Source organism: Phocaeicola fibrisolvens (assembly GCF_025567125.1).
Taxonomy (GTDB): Bacteria; Bacteroidota; Bacteroidia; order Bacteroidales; family Bacteroidaceae; genus Phocaeicola; species Phocaeicola fibrisolvens.
This window is the reverse complement of record NZ_JAOQJI010000026.1, coordinates 39,698-54,354: the sequence shown is the minus strand read 5'-3', so window position 1 is coordinate 54,354 and position 14,657 is coordinate 39,698. Positions and strand designations below refer to the sequence as shown.

Below are 14,657 nucleotides of genomic sequence, written 5' to 3'. Positions count from 1 at the left end.
TACGTACGGTTCGGAGGCAGGCTGTCGGAAACCTACCACCGTAAGGTGGCATGGCGCCGACAGCCGAGCCTACAAATCACCAACCAGAAAGTAAGCCGGGATTTGGCTGTATTGTCCGAAACGACCAAAGGCAAGTTCTCCTTGCCTGATGACGAGATGCCCTCACGTGTATTCAAATGTGGCAATTACAGCGGCTGGAAAAAGGAATGTAAACGAAATTCTGACAAATGAAAAATAATACAAACATGGAACGAGGAATCATTACAATTAGTGAAATAGGAATGGTCACGATACCGACCGATCCTGTTTGGATGACGATGCAGGAAATGGCAGACCTGTTTATGGTATTCTGCTGTGACATCCACAAGGCTATCCGTGATATTTATAAGAATCATGAACTGTTGGAAGAAACAACAATGTGCTACATCAGACAGGAAGACGGGACACGTTACGAGGTGTACAGCCTTGAAATGGTCATAGCTCTTGCGTTCAGGCTACGTAGCAGGGAATGTATGGCTTTCAGAATGTTCATTATGGAAAGGCTGTATGCCTCCAATCGGGAAAAGCCCATTCATTTGTTCTTTTCACTGTCCGAAGCCAATCCACGATACAAATGTTAATGTTGTCTGTATCTATAATGATAATAATGCAAGAAGCCGATGGCCGGGTAATTTACCTGTCGCCATCGGCTTCTGTTCCTTTCATACTTTACAAAATTACGTTTCCGTTCGGTAGGCGTTCCGATACCCGCCCATCACCAGCTTTTCGATGTCAGATTCCTTGTAGAGAATCTTACCACCCAACTGGTAATAGGACACTATCCCGTTGTTACGATAATCCTGCAAGGTGCGTCGGCTCACTTTGAGCCATGCCGACACCTCCTTGTCCGTCAGGAAGCGTTCATTACCGAATGAAGCCTTGCTTTTTTCGTTCATGCTTTCAATGCCGTTCAGCATAGAGTCCAGTTCCTTCATGAAGCCGACAGCCCATTCATCATTTGTTTTAATCGTTCCGTTCATTTGTTACAGTGGATTTAGTGGTACAATAGATTTGATTATATTCAGATAGTCTTTCCCCGACAGGTTGCATCCTTTCGTCTGTCCTCCACGAGCTGGACAATACGCAATACGTCTTCCGGCTTGTAGAAAATCTTATGCCCTATCTGGGAGTAAGCCAGCGTCCCGTTGTCGCGAAGCGTCTGCAAGGTTCTCGGACTGATACGAAGCTGCTGGCAGACATCCTGATTGTCCATCCAGCGGCTGAGCCGTCCTTCCTCTCTTTTGCCGAGGATTTCATTCACTCGGTCGGAGAAGTGGTTAAATTTTCCGACCATTTCTTCAAACACGTCTTTCGAGATAATCACAAATTCATTCATTGCATATACTGTTTTTATTGTTGGTAATCCTGTTTGTCTGCAAAGTAAAGCCAATACCAGTATCGGACAATGGCTTTACTACTGACTGGCAGCTTGTGGCGGCAAGTGGTAGGGATTGGCTTAATTCCATATTCCGCAACAGCCCTTCCGGTTGCCGACTGTACAAAGAAAAGCCAACTTCGGCAGATTACAACCAACCCGCAGCATCGTGGCAGCATTTGGCGCTGGTACGGTAGCCTGTGGCATATTTCGGATACCGTGTACTGCAAGATGATTTTCCAATCAAGTTCCTGAGAACATTCTTATTCTCGTCTTATCCGGTCGGATTAGGCCCTTAAATATGAAACAGCTATTTTTTACCTCTGTGGCAAATCGGTGAATTATCCACCACTAATCATTCATGAAAAATGCAAAATGCCACATTGTTGCCACTGCCAATCCAAGTATTTGATTTCCTGTATTATATCCATTTCCTTTGCTGCCGATAATCGGTCAAATGTGCGCACTACGACCACTATTGTTAAACATTTAATTCAAACAAGTATGAGAAAGAATGCAAGCAGCCGGACAATGGATGAAGAGTTGAAAATCTTTTTGGGAACCAAGCCGGAAGTGGAAGAACAGAAGCCTGCACCTGTGCCTGCCGGTATGCCGGCACAGGAGCACGAGGATGTACAGGCAGGTACGGATGAGAACATGGATGAACAAATAGGTGAAACCGTGCAGGAAAATACGGATGGAAGCCCGCAGGTGGTACACCGTGTCAGCGGCAAGCAACGCAGGGCATCGCTGGAGGAATACAAGGCAATGTTCCTCCCGGTACCGTCCATCGAAGACCGGAAACCCGTGTTCCTCAGCCGCGACACACGCGATGCCCTCGACCGCATCGTCAGCCTGTTCGGCAGTCGCAGGATGAGCGTGTCGGGACTGATGGAGAACATTGCCCGCCACCACCTTGCCACCTACGGGGAGAACATCGAGGCATGGCGTAAACTCTGAGAATTAAAGAACAGGTTTACGGGGTGTTATTGAGAGTTACTCTGAACCAATCCAACGGAGTTTTGAGGGGAGCAAGTTTGTGTTTCGGGCATACCGAAACCGCCTGCTTCCACTCTTTAAATTCGTGGGAAACGCATCCCGTTGGTCTATCAAGTAATTACATTTTAATCATTATAAATCAATGGAACAGAAACGAAAATTCGACAGAAGGAACAAGGGCGGTCGCCCCAAGAAGGAGGCGGCAGACAAGCTGAAATACCGTCTCACGGTGAAGATGGCGACATCGGACTACTACACCCTGAAAGGCAAGGCTCGGAGCGCAGGCATATCCGCCGGGGAATTCCTGCGCGAGTGTATGAGAAGCTGCCATGTAAAGGAACGGCTCACGCCGGAACATACGGATTATGTCCGCAAGCTGTGCGGTATGGCGAACAACCTGAACCAGCTTGCGCACAAGGCGAATGCCGCAGGCTTCGTCACGGTGAGGATGGAATGCCGTGTGCTCGTGGCACGTATCGAGGAACTGCTGAACCTTATCCTCCTATGATAGCCAAAATTGTCAAGGGAAGCAGCTTCAGGGGTGTGGTTAACTACATTCTTGACAAGGAAAAGGATGCCAAAATCCTTGTTTGCGACGGCTTGTTTTCCGAAGATAAGGACACAATAGTCATGAGTTTTGAGGCGCAGGCTGGGATGAATCCGAGGGTTATGAAGCCTGTCGGACATATCGCACTGGCATTCTCCAAGGAGGACGAGCACCGTCTTACCGACCGGACAATGGCAGGAATTGCATTGGAATACTTGGAGAGAATGGGTATAAAGGACACACAGGTTCTTGTCGTGCGCCACTTTGATAAGGAGCATCCGCACGTGCATATCGCATTCAACCGCATCGCTAATGACGGCAGGATAATCAGCGACCAGAACGAGCGGATACGTAGCACACGTATCTGCAAGGAACTGACACGGAAGTACGGTCTGTACGTATCCGAAGGCAAGGAAAAGGTGAAACTGCATCGGCTGAAAGAACCGGACAAGACTAAATACGAACTTTATTTTCTCCTTAAATCGGAAGTTTCAAGATACGGTAACTGGCGGCAGTTAGCCGTTAATCTGGAAAAACAAGGAGTGGAAATGCAGTTCAAGTACAAAGGCAAGTCGAACGAGGTACAGGGTGTCATATTCTCCAAGAACGGCTATTCGTTCAGCGGCTCCAAGATTGACAGGCGGTTCAGCTATTCCAAGATAGACGAGGCTATGAACGCCAACAGGCAGGAGGAACAGCAAAGGATAATGACGGGCAATCAGGTTTCCGAGCAGCCGACACTGCAATCTGAAGTGATGGGCAACGATGATTTGTACAGTGGTTCCATAGGCTTGCTCATGCCGAATGCTACAAACGGTCAGGCAGATGAGAACTATTTTGAGAAACAGTTAAAACGTAAGAAAAAGAAACAACGTAAAATCAGTTTATAAACATGGATAATAACGAAGTGTATGCGCTCTTTGAGGACATCAAAAGTGCCTTAAAGAGTATAAACAGCAAGTTGGAGAATACTCCGAAAGTAAGCAACAACCAGTCAGACGGACAGCCTCCGGCAATGGATTTGGCTCCCATAAAGGAATTGCTGAATACTTCTGCCAGAGAAAACCGGGAACAGACTAAAGCCATACTGAACAAATTCGGAGAGGCGGAAGTCTACACGTCAAACCGGATTCTGAATCTGTTGCGTGATTTGAAAGAATCGTTTACTCGAAGTGCTAACGGACAGGTGAACGAACCGCAGGAACATATCCACCGCCACAGCTTCGACATCAAGTCAAGCAAGGTGTTTTCCTTTTTGGTCGTCATGGGTGTCGTTTGCGGTCTATCCATCTGGGGCAACATCGAACTTTGGCAGTCCAGATGTCAGTATGCGGACGATGCGCTGAAGTTCCGGATTATTCGTTCATGGGGAGGTTGCGATGCAAAGACTATCCTTTGGCTGAACGATGTGTTTGACATCCGGCGTGACGAGGAAACCATAGAGTGGTTGCGCCAAGAGGCTGACGATTATGACAGGGATTTGAAGGCTGTTTCCGACAGCCTGATGCAGGAGAAGTTGAAAGTGGAACAAATTACCAATAACAAAAAGTAACGTGGATGGCATCAGTAAAAGCAAAATTCCGTCCTTCTTCCATAGACGGCAAGGAGGGCAGCATTTATTATCAAGTGATACACAACCGCGTGGTCCGACACATCAGGACGGACTACCGGATATTTGAAAGCGAATGGAACGGGAAGTTGTCAATGATTGACATACCCACCATGCTTCCGGCAGAAAGGAAGCATCACCTTCGGTTGATTGTCCAGCAAGTGAACCGGGATGTGGGGAGGTTGGAATCCGTTATCAAAGAGTTGTCTTGTAAAGATAGTTGCTCCACAGATGCCATCATAAGCCGTTTCCGTGAAATATCTGAATTGCAGTCCTTCTACAGCTTCATGGAATCGGTCATCGCTCAGTTAAGGCGGTTAAACAGGGAACGGACATCAGAAACCTATTCGGCGGCATTATCCAGTTTCATGCGTTTCAGACGCAACAAGGATGTGCAGTTGGATGATATGGATGCGGACCTGATGATGGAATACGAGGCTTGGTTGAAGATGAAAAGCGTGTCTTTGAATACTATATCATTTTATATGCGCATCCTCCGTGCCGCCTACAACCGTGCCGTGGAAAAAGGGCTGACCGTGCAAAAGCATCCATTCAAGCATGTCTATACCGGAATGGACAAGACCCCAAAACGTGCCATCCATTTCAAGGACATCAAGCACATTAAGGAACTTAACCTGAGCGGGAAACCGCATTGGGAACTGGCGAGGGACATGTTCCTCTTTTCGTTTTACACCCGTGGCATGTCGTTCATTGACATGGCGTACCTCAAGAAGTCCGACCTGAAGAACGGGATATTGAGTTACCGCAGGCATAAGACGGGGCAGCAATTGCACATCAAATGGGAAAGCTGCATGGAAGCGATTGTCGCCCAATATGCGGCAGGCTGTTCCGAGGATTATCTGCTTCCCATCCTCAAGCTTCCATCTAACAATTTGCGCAGCCAATACAAGAGCACGATGTTCCGTATCAACAAGTATCTGAAGGAAATCGCCCGGCTGTGCGGAATAACGACACCGCTTACCATGTATGTGAGCCGGCATTCATGGGCAAGTATTGCCAAAAGCAAGAACATACCGATTTCAGTCATCAGCGAAGGTATGGGACATGATTCGGAAGAAACCACACGCATCTATCTCGCCTCCTTGGACGGTTCGGTGATAGACAAGGCGAACTCTATCATCCTAAAAGACTTATAGGCAGGGATTGTTTGAAAACAATGGCGGTGCTTCTGACGGGAGATACACTATCGGGTGCAAATTTACACATTTTTGCGAAAAATGAGCAGTTTGCACCCGGCTAAAATACACTTGACAAGCATAAAAGCAGCCTAAAAATAGCCTTTGTTTTACAAGCCAACAGGAAACAATCTGATTATCAGCCTTTATTCTCTCCCGTCAGGAGATACGCTTTGCCCCTAGCGTATCAAACATGCCAGACATAGCGGACATATTGGAGAACGACATCCTCCGGGCTTCTCCGGAACTGTTGGCGACCCTGCTCAAAGACCATACGACGAGCAGGGGCGATGCCGTGTGCAATATCTTCTGGGCAACTTCCGATTATGAACACCTCGGTGAAGGGTATGGCTACCATGACCCGATATTGCCGGAGCTTATTACGGGCGAAAACGGACAGGTCATCATGCCACGCATCCTGAAGCACAGGGACACCCAGTCGGCGCGTGTACGGGAAATGGCGGAGGTGTTCACCCCTTCATGGGTGTGCAACGCGCAGAACAACCTCATTGATGAAGCGTGGTTCGGCAGGAAAGACGTGTTCAACACGGAATACACGTCAGAGGATGGCACGTACGGATGGACAACGAATTCTGACAAGATAACTTTTCCCGAAGGAAAAACATGGAAGGACTATGTGCGTGACACCCGTCTTGAAATCACCTGTGGCGAAGCTCCCTATATAGTCAGCCGCTATGATACCACCACTGGGGCTGTCATTCCCATCGTCGAGCGTATAGGCCTGCTTGACCGGAAACTGCGGGTCGTCAGCGAGAATACAGACACTTCCGGCCAGTGGCTGGAAGCTGCACAGGAAGCCTACAAGAGTACATACGCTTACGAATGGCAGGGTGACAGCCTGCTCATCGCCCGTGAGTCCATGCTCTATTCTTTCATCGAGTATTACCGTGCCAAATTCGGCAAGAACCCTTTGCAAAAATCCATCAATTACATCGCCTATATCATCTCGTGGAACGTGTGGCAGATGGACGGGCTGAAAGGCGTTGTCCCCGGAAGTTGTAAGGACAAGGTACACACGGAAGTGTCCCTTTTCGGTGAAAGCAAGGAAATTGTCACTCCTTGCGAGGGATGCAGAACGGATAACATATTCAAGCACAACGGGACGTATTGCCTTATCAAGGACTGGCGGGCCAAAGATCCTCAGACCGGACGCAAAGGTAAGCGAATCAAATATATCGACCTCCTAAAATGAATGCCTATGAAATACTTCTCTTCCCTGAAACTGAAGCTGATATATGTGTTCCGCATCAACGATGCCGAACACGAGGGCTGTCTGAAAATAGGCGAGGCCACCTGTGACGACGGGAACGTCATCGGGCTGGCACCGAACAGCAAGCCCTTGAACGAGGCGGCAAGGAAACGCATCAACCAATACACGCAGACGGCAGGCATCCGCTATGAGTTGCTTTACACCGAGTTGGCTCTCTACAACCGGGGAGGCTTGCGTTCATTCAACGACAAGGAAGTCCATGTCGTATTGGAGCGTTCCGGCGTAAAGAAGAAAGTGTTTGACAAGGTGAACGGAGCCAACGAATGGTTCATCACCAACTTGGATGTTGTGAAACGTGCCATCGCAGCCGTCAAGGAGGGCAAGGAATCCCTTTTGCCGGGAGAGGTGGCATACGGGCGAAGCCCAATCATCTTCCGTCCCGAGCAGCGGGAAGCCATCGACAAGACCAAGCGGCAGTTCAAGAAAAGCAATCAGATGCTGTGGAACGCCAAGATGCGTTTCGGTAAGACCCTGTCCGCCTTGCAGGTGGTCAAGGACATGGATTTCCGGCGGACACTCATTCTGACCCACCGTCCCGTGGTAGACAGCGGATGGTTCGAGGACTTCGGCAAGATATTTTATGACCGGAGTGATTTTGCCTACGGCTCGAAGAACAACGGGGACAGTCACGAGAGCCTTGAACGGCGGACAAAGGCTAACGGTCTGCATTACGTTTATTTCGCTTCCATGCAGGACTTACGCGGCTCGGAACTGGTGGGCGGCAACTTCGATAAGAACAATGAAGTGTTCGCCACGCCTTGGGACTTGATTATCGTGGACGAGGCGCACGAGGGCACACAGACGGAACTGGGCAAGGCGGTGATGGTGGAACTGGTCAAGGACGATACAAAAGTCCTGCGCTTGTCAGGAACACCGTTCAACCTACTGGACGATTTCAAGGAGGACGAGATATACACCTGGGACTACGTGATGGAGCAACGCGCCAAACAGGAATGGGACAGGGTACATCAGGGTGACCCGAATCCCTACGCAGCACTGCCCGTCATGAACATCTATACCTACGACCTCGGACGCTTGCTCAAAGAGTTCGCCGATGAGGACGTAGCGTTCAATTTCCGCGAGTTCTTCCGCGTGAACGAGGATGGCGGCTTTGTCCACAAACGGGATGTTCCCGCTTTCCTCAACCTGCTGACCAAGGAGGACAAGGATAGCTGCTATCCTTTTGCCAACGAGGAATACCGGGGTATCTTCCGGCATACGCTGTGGATGCTTCCGGGGGTAAAGGAGGCCAAGGCACTCAGTGCGTTGTTACAGCGGCATCCAGTATTCCAGTATTTTAACATCGTCAACGTGGCTGGTGACGGCGATGAGGACGAGGAAAGCCGCGATGCCTTGGAAGCGGTGAACAACGCCATCGGCAAAGACCCGGATGCGACACGCACCATCACCCTGTCCTGCGGGCGTTTGACAACGGGTGTAAGTGTTCCTGCATGGACGGCTGTGTTCATGCTGTCCGGCTCATACAATACGGCGGCATCCAGTTATATGCAGACCATTTTCCGGGTGCAGACCCCTGCCACCATCAACGGGCGTGTGAAGGAGCAGTGTTACGTGTTCGACTTTGCCCCCGACCGCACCTTGCGTGTGCTTGCCGAGACCGCCAAGATTTCCGCTAAGGCGGGAAAGACCTCACAGAACGACCGCAAGATTATGGGCGACTTCCTCAACTTCTGTCCGGTCATTTCCATTGAAGGCTCCCGGATGGACAAGTTTGATGTGCCTCGTATGCTGGAGCAGCTCAAGAAAGTCTATGTGGAGCGCGTGGTACGCAACGGCTTCGAGGACAACAGCCTTTACAATGACGAACTGTTGAAACTGGGCGATTTGGAGTTGCAGGAGTTTGACGACCTGAAAAAGATAATCGGCCAGACCAAGGCGATGCCCAAGACCAATCAGGTGGACATCAACAACCAAGGGCTGACGGGCGAGGAATACGAGGAGAAGGAGAAACTGGAGAAGAAATCCAAGAAGGAACTTACCGAGGAAGAGAAGCGCAGACTGGAAGAACTGAAAAAGAAGACGAAAAACCGTGAGGCGGCCATTTCTATTCTCCGGGGCATTTCCATCCGTATGCCTTTGCTCATCTATGGTGCGGAGTTGGAGAACGAGGACGAGGAAATCACCATTGACAACTTCGCCGAGAAGATAGACCCGCGTTCGTGGCAAGAGTTTATGCCCAAGGGGGTGAGCAAGCAGAAGTTCAACACCTTCAAGAAATACTACGACCCAGACATCTTCCGTGCGGCAGGCAAGCGCATCCGTGCGATGGCCAAGGCTGCGGACAAGCTAAGTGTGGAAAAACGCATCGGACGCATCACGGACATTTTCAGCACCTTCCGCAATCCGGATAAGGAAACCGTGCTTACGCCGTGGCGCGTGGTGAACATGCACCTCGGCGACTGTCTGGGTGGCTACAACTTCTTTGATAAGGAATACGAGTACACGCTTTACGAGCCACGTTTCATTGACCACGGCAAGGTGACGGCTGAGGTATTCACTTCCGATGCACGGATATTGGAAATCAACTCCAAGTCCGGCCTGTATCCGCTTTACATGGCTTACGGCATCTATCGGGCGCGGCTGAAAGACAGCACCATTTCCGCCGACACGTTGGAGGAACAACAGGCGGTATGGGACAAGGTGGTGGCGGAGAACATCTTCGTGGTGTGCAAGACACCGATGGCAAAGAGTATCACCAAGCGGACGCTGGTAGGCTTCCGAAAAACCAAAGTAAACACACGTTATTTCGAGGATTTAATCAACCAAATCAAGAACAAACCCCAGAACTTCATCGAGAAGATGGCAAAGGGACGCTCGTTCTGGAAAGCTAATGATGACGACAATATGAAATTCAATGCGATAGTAGGAAATCCACCGTATCAGGTTATGGACGGAGGCACTGATAGAGGAGCCGTTCCTGTGTATCAATACTTTATGAATATTGCAAAACGAGTACATCCTGATTATATAAGTTTGATAATGCCTGCACGTTGGTATGCGGGTGGAAGAGGTTTGGATGAATTTCGTTCTGATATGATTTCTGATACTCATCTTTCTCAACTACATGACTACGAGCTAAGCAAAGACCTTTTTCCTACGGTTGATATTGCAGGCGGGCTTTGTACGTTCTTATGGGATGCGAATTATAATGGAACTTGTAAGGTAACAAATTATAATGCCTTAAAAGATATTACGGCAAACCGATACTTAAATCAATTTGATACACTTATTCGTTCAAATGCGGCTGTTTCTATCCTTGAAAAAATAACATCAAAATCCATATCATATCTGAATAGTCTTGTTCTTTCAATCAATCCATTTGGATTTAGAACATATTTTCGAGGAAGTGATAAAGGTGATGTGAAGATACTTACAAGCAAAGGATGGGCGAAAGTTTATCGCACAGACATATCTAAGGGTATTGAGTATATAGACCAATTTAAGATAATTGTTGGTCGTTTTGTTCCCAGCAATGGTGAAATGAGTGTTAAACCGGGTGAAGGATATCGGGTATTAACCGAGCCTCAAATACTATCCCCTGCTGAAATTAATACTGAAACTTACATTGATACAGCTGTCTTCTGTACATTGGAAGAAGCTACGAATTATAAAAAGTATCTTCTAACGAAATTTGCTCGTTTTTTTCTTCGGCAAGGGATAACTTCTGTAAATGTGACAAAGGAATGTTTTGCATTTGTTCCGATTCAAGATTTTACCATAAATGGTGATATTAATTGGAGTGGAACAATACCCGAAATAGACCAACAACTTTATATCAAATATCATCTAACCGATGAAGAAATTGCATTCATCGAAAAGATGATAAAACCAATGCAGTAAAAGTATAAATTAAAGCGAAGGTGGGGATAACTCGCCCACCTTCGCTATAAGCAATAATCATTTTTCTTTCCTTACGCCTTTGAATGGCGTACCATCTTTCTTAACATCCATAAAACGACCTGTTTCGGAATCTCGTTTTACCCATTGTTCTGTCTTGGGATTGAAAGTCTGTGAACGTCCTTTCACTGCCCCATTACGATGTCTGTCACCAGACGGTGGATTCGTTGCCATATGCTTAATCTCCTATGTTTTTATTCTTGAATTATATAGCCAAGAACACGCTATTCCTAAATACTCTTATTAAAAATCGGTTGAAGCCTTATAATTTTAGGTTGTGGTGCAAACCATTCTGCAAAATCATTCTTATTTATATGCATTATGCTCATCAAATCTTGGTCAGAATATCCAAGCTCATCTTTGTATAATCGTAATGTTTCTTTCAGAATTGTAGGTTGCTCAATTGGCAATTGTATTGGTTCTGATTTAGTGTATCCTTTCTTTGAAAAATAAATTTGCATATTGCGATATTGTTGATTACTAATAACTTCCAAATCTTTAGCTCTTCTCACTATTGCATGCATGGATACTCTCCATCTTCTTTTGAGTGTGGCTAAGGTTGAAATTGTTAAATCTTCCAACATCGGACGTATTTCAAGTTCGGGCATTAAAAACTCTGTTGCAAATTCATCCGCTTCTCTTTCAGCCTCTTCACTTGATTTTGGTGGATTTGCAATGTGCATAATAATATGTCCTAATTCATGAGCCATAGAAAACCGAATTCTATCATCAGGCATTTGGCTATTAATGAACATAACCTTCCTATTTTCATTTGTTATAGCTGAAACACCGTCAATTTTTTCGGTTCCGAAATCAAACCGAACTATCACAATTCCATTATTTTCCAATAAAGTACTTAAATTAGGAACAGGTCCATGAAATACTTTCAAAGAAAAGCGAATTTTATGCGCTATTTCTTTGGGAGATAAATCTTCGCTTGGTCTATAGTTGTCTAGGGTATAATCTGGAAGTTCAACTGATTGCATAAGAGAATCTATGATAGCCTTGAAAATTTGTACTTTCGCTATGAAAGAATCTATTATTTTGTTTGTTATAGTCAATTTCCGTCTATAATATAGATAACCTACAGGTGGAACCTCATACATTTCGGAAAAAAACTCAATAGGCATGTCGTAGTATTGGCTCAATTTCTGCATCATATCATCAGACAACTCCAATAACCCATGTTCAGCTTTAGATAAAGTTGATTGTGATATTCCAACATCTTTAACAACGTCTTTTTGGGTCTTTTGTCTGAGTAATCGAGCTATCTCTAACTTCTCATAATTAAATGGGTTCATATTTTACTTCGCTTTTTTCTTTGAAACCTTTAGTATTGGCTTCTTCACTTCTATTTTTATATCTTCCGATTGAGCTTCTTCTTGGATTTCAAAAGGTTGATACAATGGAACAGACATAATGTAAGTTGACGATTTACCCTTTTTATATTGGAAATATGCAGATTGTATTGATTCCCGCATGTCATCTAAGGTGTATTCCAAAGTGATAATATGCTTATCTGCTTCTTGATATTCAATACATCGTGACGGCTTGGTGTCATTAGTTTTTGCCCCAGTAATCTTAAGAATAAAGATATAGTCCCCAAATGTAAAGAACAACCTTTCAGAACCAATTTTATTGGTAGAAAAATTTACATTCCAAGTTGGCATATAGGTATCAATCTGAGTCCTTATACTATTAAAAATAGCCTCATGTAAAAAGTTGGATTCATTCCGCATTGACATATCACCTGCTGCAAAAGTTTCTCGCATTCTACGAAAGCCATTGTTTAATCCATTTTTTACGCATTCTAAAAATGGGGTACCATGGATTGCATTTTTGAACTCATCGGGTTTAAACTCTCCCTTCCTTGAAGGGAATAAAGATGTCTGAAATATCTCCATAATTTAATTTTTTAATCTGGTAACAAATATACGGAAAATATTCCGAATACAAGCAACAATATGTAGAAAAATATTCCATTTGCTCGTATTTTAACATTTCGCAATAATTTGTTTATATACATCTATCGTTTAAAAAGTGTTTTTATGGAACATTCTCAAATTTATTTCGTACCTTTGTTCCAGTTGATTGACTTATTGAAGATGAGCAGAATGGTGAAGTTCGGTGGTTTCCAAACCATTACCTATTCTCTTTTTGATTGAGGATAACTTTCTGATTTACAAGAATATTTCACTTAGCGCAACATTTGTGAAGCAACAAAACACAAAAATGTCACGAATACGCTCCAATCTTGGTATCGTTATTTTCTTTTGTCTGATACGTTTCAACTCATCGTTAGATAAAAAATCTACATTCACTTCTTCAGCTTTAAAACGAAGTCCAAAAAAAGGATCTCTTTTAATCCAATCATTACCTATAGCTATACGTATTACTTTACGGAAATTTTTTATATGCTTAAGAGCTGAGTTATTCTGACACGACTTCTCTGTTTTTAAGAAAAATTCGAAATCTCTAACAAATTCCTGATTTATCTCGGGAAGGGGAATGTCATCTTTACGATACCTCTGTTTAAGAAATTGCTTTAAATATAACAAAGTCGTATCAAATTTTCTGACCGTCCCTTCTACATATTCTTTACCAATAAGTGCACGACATTTATCATTGTGATCTTCGAAAACCTCCAACAACATTTTTACATCATTACCACAATATCGATTTATTATGGCATTTGCTGTAACTGGAGCAGACATGTCCAAAACTAATTCCCGATGTATCTGGTGCATTTTTAAACGGATAGCATCAAGATAACTATTCAGTTCTTTTGCAACTCTATCTTTTCCAAGAGCACATCCTTTAGCTGGACTCCAACGATTAACCAAGATACTGCGTTTAATTCGGATTTCTGCTATTTGCTTATTCAATGTCAAGCGCAAACAAATTGGTGCTTCACCATTTTTTAGAAGTTTTGTCTTCTTAATAAAGAACAAAATGCTCATTGTTTCTCTTTCTTCTCTTGCCATAAACCAATTTCTTTTGTTTCTACAAATTTAATTTATTTACCACAAGATGAATTCATGCAAAACACTGATAAATAATGAAATATAATCATATCCGTGGGACTTTTTTAGGGGCTAAAAAAAGTCCCACGAATAAGTCCTTTCTTTCTTTCCGAAAACCACCTTATTCTGCATAGTAAAAAACAAAAAAGTTCTGAAAACCACTTGATTTTCAGAACTTTTCTACTTTTTGCACTAATTTGTTGTACACCCTCAGGGATTCGAACCCTGGACCCACTGATTAAGAGTCAGTTGCTCTACCAACTGAGCTAAGAGTGCATCTTGTCGTCTGGAGGTTCCTGGCGGATTCGAACCGCCGTACACGGTTTTGCAGACCGCTGACTAAGCCACTCATCCAAGGAACCGAATGTGCTCTCTTTCCAATTTGCGAGGTTCCTGGCGGATTCGAACCGCCGTACACGGTTTTGCAGACCGCTGACTAAGCCACTCATCCAAGGAACCAAAATGTTCGCCGCACTTGTTTTTCTCAAATGCGTTGCAAAGGTACAACTATTTTTGAAACCTGCAATACCTTCGGAAAGGAATTTGTATTTTTCTTTACAAAAAGTATCCAGGATTTCTTTTCCACCTTAATGATAATGGTCAGAAACTTTGAGTTCTCACAAAAAACTTTTTTCTTTGCATCAAACTAATTAAAAACAT

General features: G+C 44.9%; 14 protein-coding genes, 3 tRNA genes and 1 pseudogene. 10 read left to right on the top strand and 8 right to left on the bottom strand.

Annotated features, from left to right (window positions below):
- Positions 1–231, top strand: a pseudogene (locus OCV81_RS11345) (hypothetical protein); the annotation flags it as partial.
- Positions 228–620: a transporter gene (locus OCV81_RS11340; protein WP_262640335.1), complete on the top strand. Its 393-nt coding sequence runs from the start codon at positions 228–230 to the stop codon at positions 618–620. The pseudogene OCV81_RS11345 and the gene OCV81_RS11340, both read left to right, overlap by 4 nt.
- A 96-nt stretch (positions 621–716) precedes the next feature.
- On the opposite strand, the gene OCV81_RS11335 is transcribed toward OCV81_RS11340, so the two are convergent.
- Positions 717–1,019, bottom strand: coding sequence for a helix-turn-helix domain-containing protein (locus OCV81_RS11335; RefSeq protein ID WP_148330103.1), 303 nt, complete (start codon positions 1,017–1,019; stop codon positions 717–719).
- A gap of 41 nt (positions 1,020–1,060) precedes the next feature.
- Positions 1,061–1,375 carry a helix-turn-helix domain-containing protein gene (locus tag OCV81_RS11330; protein ID WP_148330102.1) on the bottom strand — a complete coding sequence of 105 codons (315 nt, stop codon included), beginning with the start codon at positions 1,373–1,375 and terminating at the stop codon, positions 1,061–1,063.
- A 69-nt stretch (positions 1,376–1,444) separates the two neighbouring features.
- Here OCV81_RS11330 and OCV81_RS11325 point away from each other — a divergent pair, with 69 nt between their 5' ends.
- The 8 genes from OCV81_RS11325 (at position 1,445) to OCV81_RS11290 (ending at position 10,917) form a co-directional block, all read left to right on the top strand.
- On the top strand, positions 1,445–1,669 hold the full coding sequence (locus OCV81_RS11325) for a hypothetical protein (protein ID WP_148330101.1): 225 nt from the start codon (positions 1,445–1,447) through the stop codon (positions 1,667–1,669).
- Between the two features lie 249 nt (positions 1,670–1,918).
- Positions 1,919–2,374 carry a DUF3408 domain-containing protein gene (locus OCV81_RS11320; protein WP_148330100.1) on the top strand — a complete coding sequence of 152 codons (456 nt, stop codon included), beginning with the start codon at positions 1,919–1,921 and terminating at the stop codon, positions 2,372–2,374.
- A gap of 181 nt (positions 2,375–2,555) precedes the next feature.
- A complete protein-coding gene (locus OCV81_RS11315; RefSeq protein WP_148330099.1) occupies positions 2,556–2,921 on the top strand; it encodes a plasmid mobilization protein in 366 nt (121 codons plus the stop codon).
- Positions 2,918–3,850, top strand: coding sequence for a relaxase/mobilization nuclease domain-containing protein (locus tag OCV81_RS11310; RefSeq protein WP_148330098.1), 933 nt, complete (start codon positions 2,918–2,920; stop codon positions 3,848–3,850). The genes OCV81_RS11315 and OCV81_RS11310 overlap by 4 nt, the downstream gene beginning before the upstream one ends.
- 2 nt (positions 3,851–3,852) lie before the next feature.
- Positions 3,853–4,512 carry a hypothetical protein gene (locus tag OCV81_RS11305; protein ID WP_148330097.1) on the top strand — a complete coding sequence of 220 codons (660 nt, stop codon included), beginning with the start codon at positions 3,853–3,855 and terminating at the stop codon, positions 4,510–4,512.
- Between the two features lie 5 nt (positions 4,513–4,517).
- The gene (locus tag OCV81_RS11300) at positions 4,518–5,726 is read left to right on the top strand and encodes a tyrosine-type recombinase/integrase (protein ID WP_148330096.1); all 1,209 of its coding nucleotides are present in this window, start codon (positions 4,518–4,520) and stop codon (positions 5,724–5,726) included.
- A 232-nt stretch (positions 5,727–5,958) separates the two neighbouring features.
- Positions 5,959–6,978, top strand: coding sequence for a restriction endonuclease subunit M (locus tag OCV81_RS11295; RefSeq protein ID WP_148330095.1), 1,020 nt, complete (start codon positions 5,959–5,961; stop codon positions 6,976–6,978).
- Between the two features lie 6 nt (positions 6,979–6,984).
- Positions 6,985–10,917, top strand: a complete 3,933-nt coding sequence (locus OCV81_RS11290; protein WP_148330094.1) for an Eco57I restriction-modification methylase domain-containing protein — start codon at positions 6,985–6,987, stop codon at positions 10,915–10,917.
- 287 nt (positions 10,918–11,204) lie between these two features.
- On the opposite strand, the gene OCV81_RS11285 is transcribed toward OCV81_RS11290, so the two are convergent.
- From OCV81_RS11285 to OCV81_RS11260, 6 genes are all read right to left on the bottom strand, one after another.
- Entirely contained in the window at positions 11,205–12,275 is a 1,071-nt protein-coding gene (locus OCV81_RS11285; RefSeq protein ID WP_068856637.1) for an XRE family transcriptional regulator, read from the bottom strand.
- Between the two features lie 3 nt (positions 12,276–12,278).
- A complete protein-coding gene (locus tag OCV81_RS11280; protein ID WP_068856636.1) occupies positions 12,279–12,878 on the bottom strand; it encodes a hypothetical protein in 600 nt (199 codons plus the stop codon).
- Between the two features lie 276 nt (positions 12,879–13,154).
- The gene (locus OCV81_RS11275; protein ID WP_148330093.1) at positions 13,155–13,958 is read right to left on the bottom strand and encodes a phage integrase SAM-like domain and Arm DNA-binding domain-containing protein; all 804 of its coding nucleotides are present in this window, start codon (positions 13,956–13,958) and stop codon (positions 13,155–13,157) included.
- Between the two features lie 242 nt (positions 13,959–14,200).
- A tRNA-Lys gene (locus tag OCV81_RS11270) sits at positions 14,201–14,273 on the bottom strand.
- Between the two features lie 11 nt (positions 14,274–14,284).
- Positions 14,285–14,359, bottom strand: a tRNA-Cys gene (locus OCV81_RS11265).
- Between the two features lie 25 nt (positions 14,360–14,384).
- Positions 14,385–14,456, bottom strand: a tRNA-Cys gene (locus OCV81_RS11260).
- Positions 14,457–14,657 lie beyond the last annotated feature (201 nt).

Coding starts and splice junctions, on each gene's coding strand:
- OCV81_RS11305 (WP_148330097.1), top strand. CDS start 3,853: ATGGATAATAACGAAGTGTATGCGCTCTTTGAGGACATCAAAAGTGCC.
- OCV81_RS11310 (WP_148330098.1), top strand. CDS start 2,918: ATGATAGCCAAAATTGTCAAGGGAAGCAGCTTCAGGGGTGTGGTTAAC.
- OCV81_RS11320 (WP_148330100.1), top strand. CDS start 1,919: ATGAGAAAGAATGCAAGCAGCCGGACAATGGATGAAGAGTTGAAAATC.
- OCV81_RS11275 (WP_148330093.1), bottom strand. CDS start 13,958: ATGGCAAGAGAAGAAAGAGAAACAATGAGCATTTTGTTCTTTATTAAG.
- OCV81_RS11325 (WP_148330101.1), top strand. CDS start 1,445: ATGGCTTTACTACTGACTGGCAGCTTGTGGCGGCAAGTGGTAGGGATT.
- OCV81_RS11300 (WP_148330096.1), top strand. CDS start 4,518: ATGGCATCAGTAAAAGCAAAATTCCGTCCTTCTTCCATAGACGGCAAG.
- OCV81_RS11280 (WP_068856636.1), bottom strand. CDS start 12,878: ATGGAGATATTTCAGACATCTTTATTCCCTTCAAGGAAGGGAGAGTTT.
- OCV81_RS11285 (WP_068856637.1), bottom strand. CDS start 12,275: ATGAACCCATTTAATTATGAGAAGTTAGAGATAGCTCGATTACTCAGA.
- OCV81_RS11330 (WP_148330102.1), bottom strand. CDS start 1,375: ATGAATGAATTTGTGATTATCTCGAAAGACGTGTTTGAAGAAATGGTC.
- OCV81_RS11315 (WP_148330099.1), top strand. CDS start 2,556: ATGGAACAGAAACGAAAATTCGACAGAAGGAACAAGGGCGGTCGCCCC.
- OCV81_RS11335 (WP_148330103.1), bottom strand. CDS start 1,019: ATGAACGGAACGATTAAAACAAATGATGAATGGGCTGTCGGCTTCATG.
- OCV81_RS11290 (WP_148330094.1), top strand. CDS start 6,985: ATGAAATACTTCTCTTCCCTGAAACTGAAGCTGATATATGTGTTCCGC.
- OCV81_RS11340 (WP_262640335.1), top strand. CDS start 228: ATGAAAAATAATACAAACATGGAACGAGGAATCATTACAATTAGTGAA.
- OCV81_RS11295 (WP_148330095.1), top strand. CDS start 5,959: ATGCCAGACATAGCGGACATATTGGAGAACGACATCCTCCGGGCTTCT.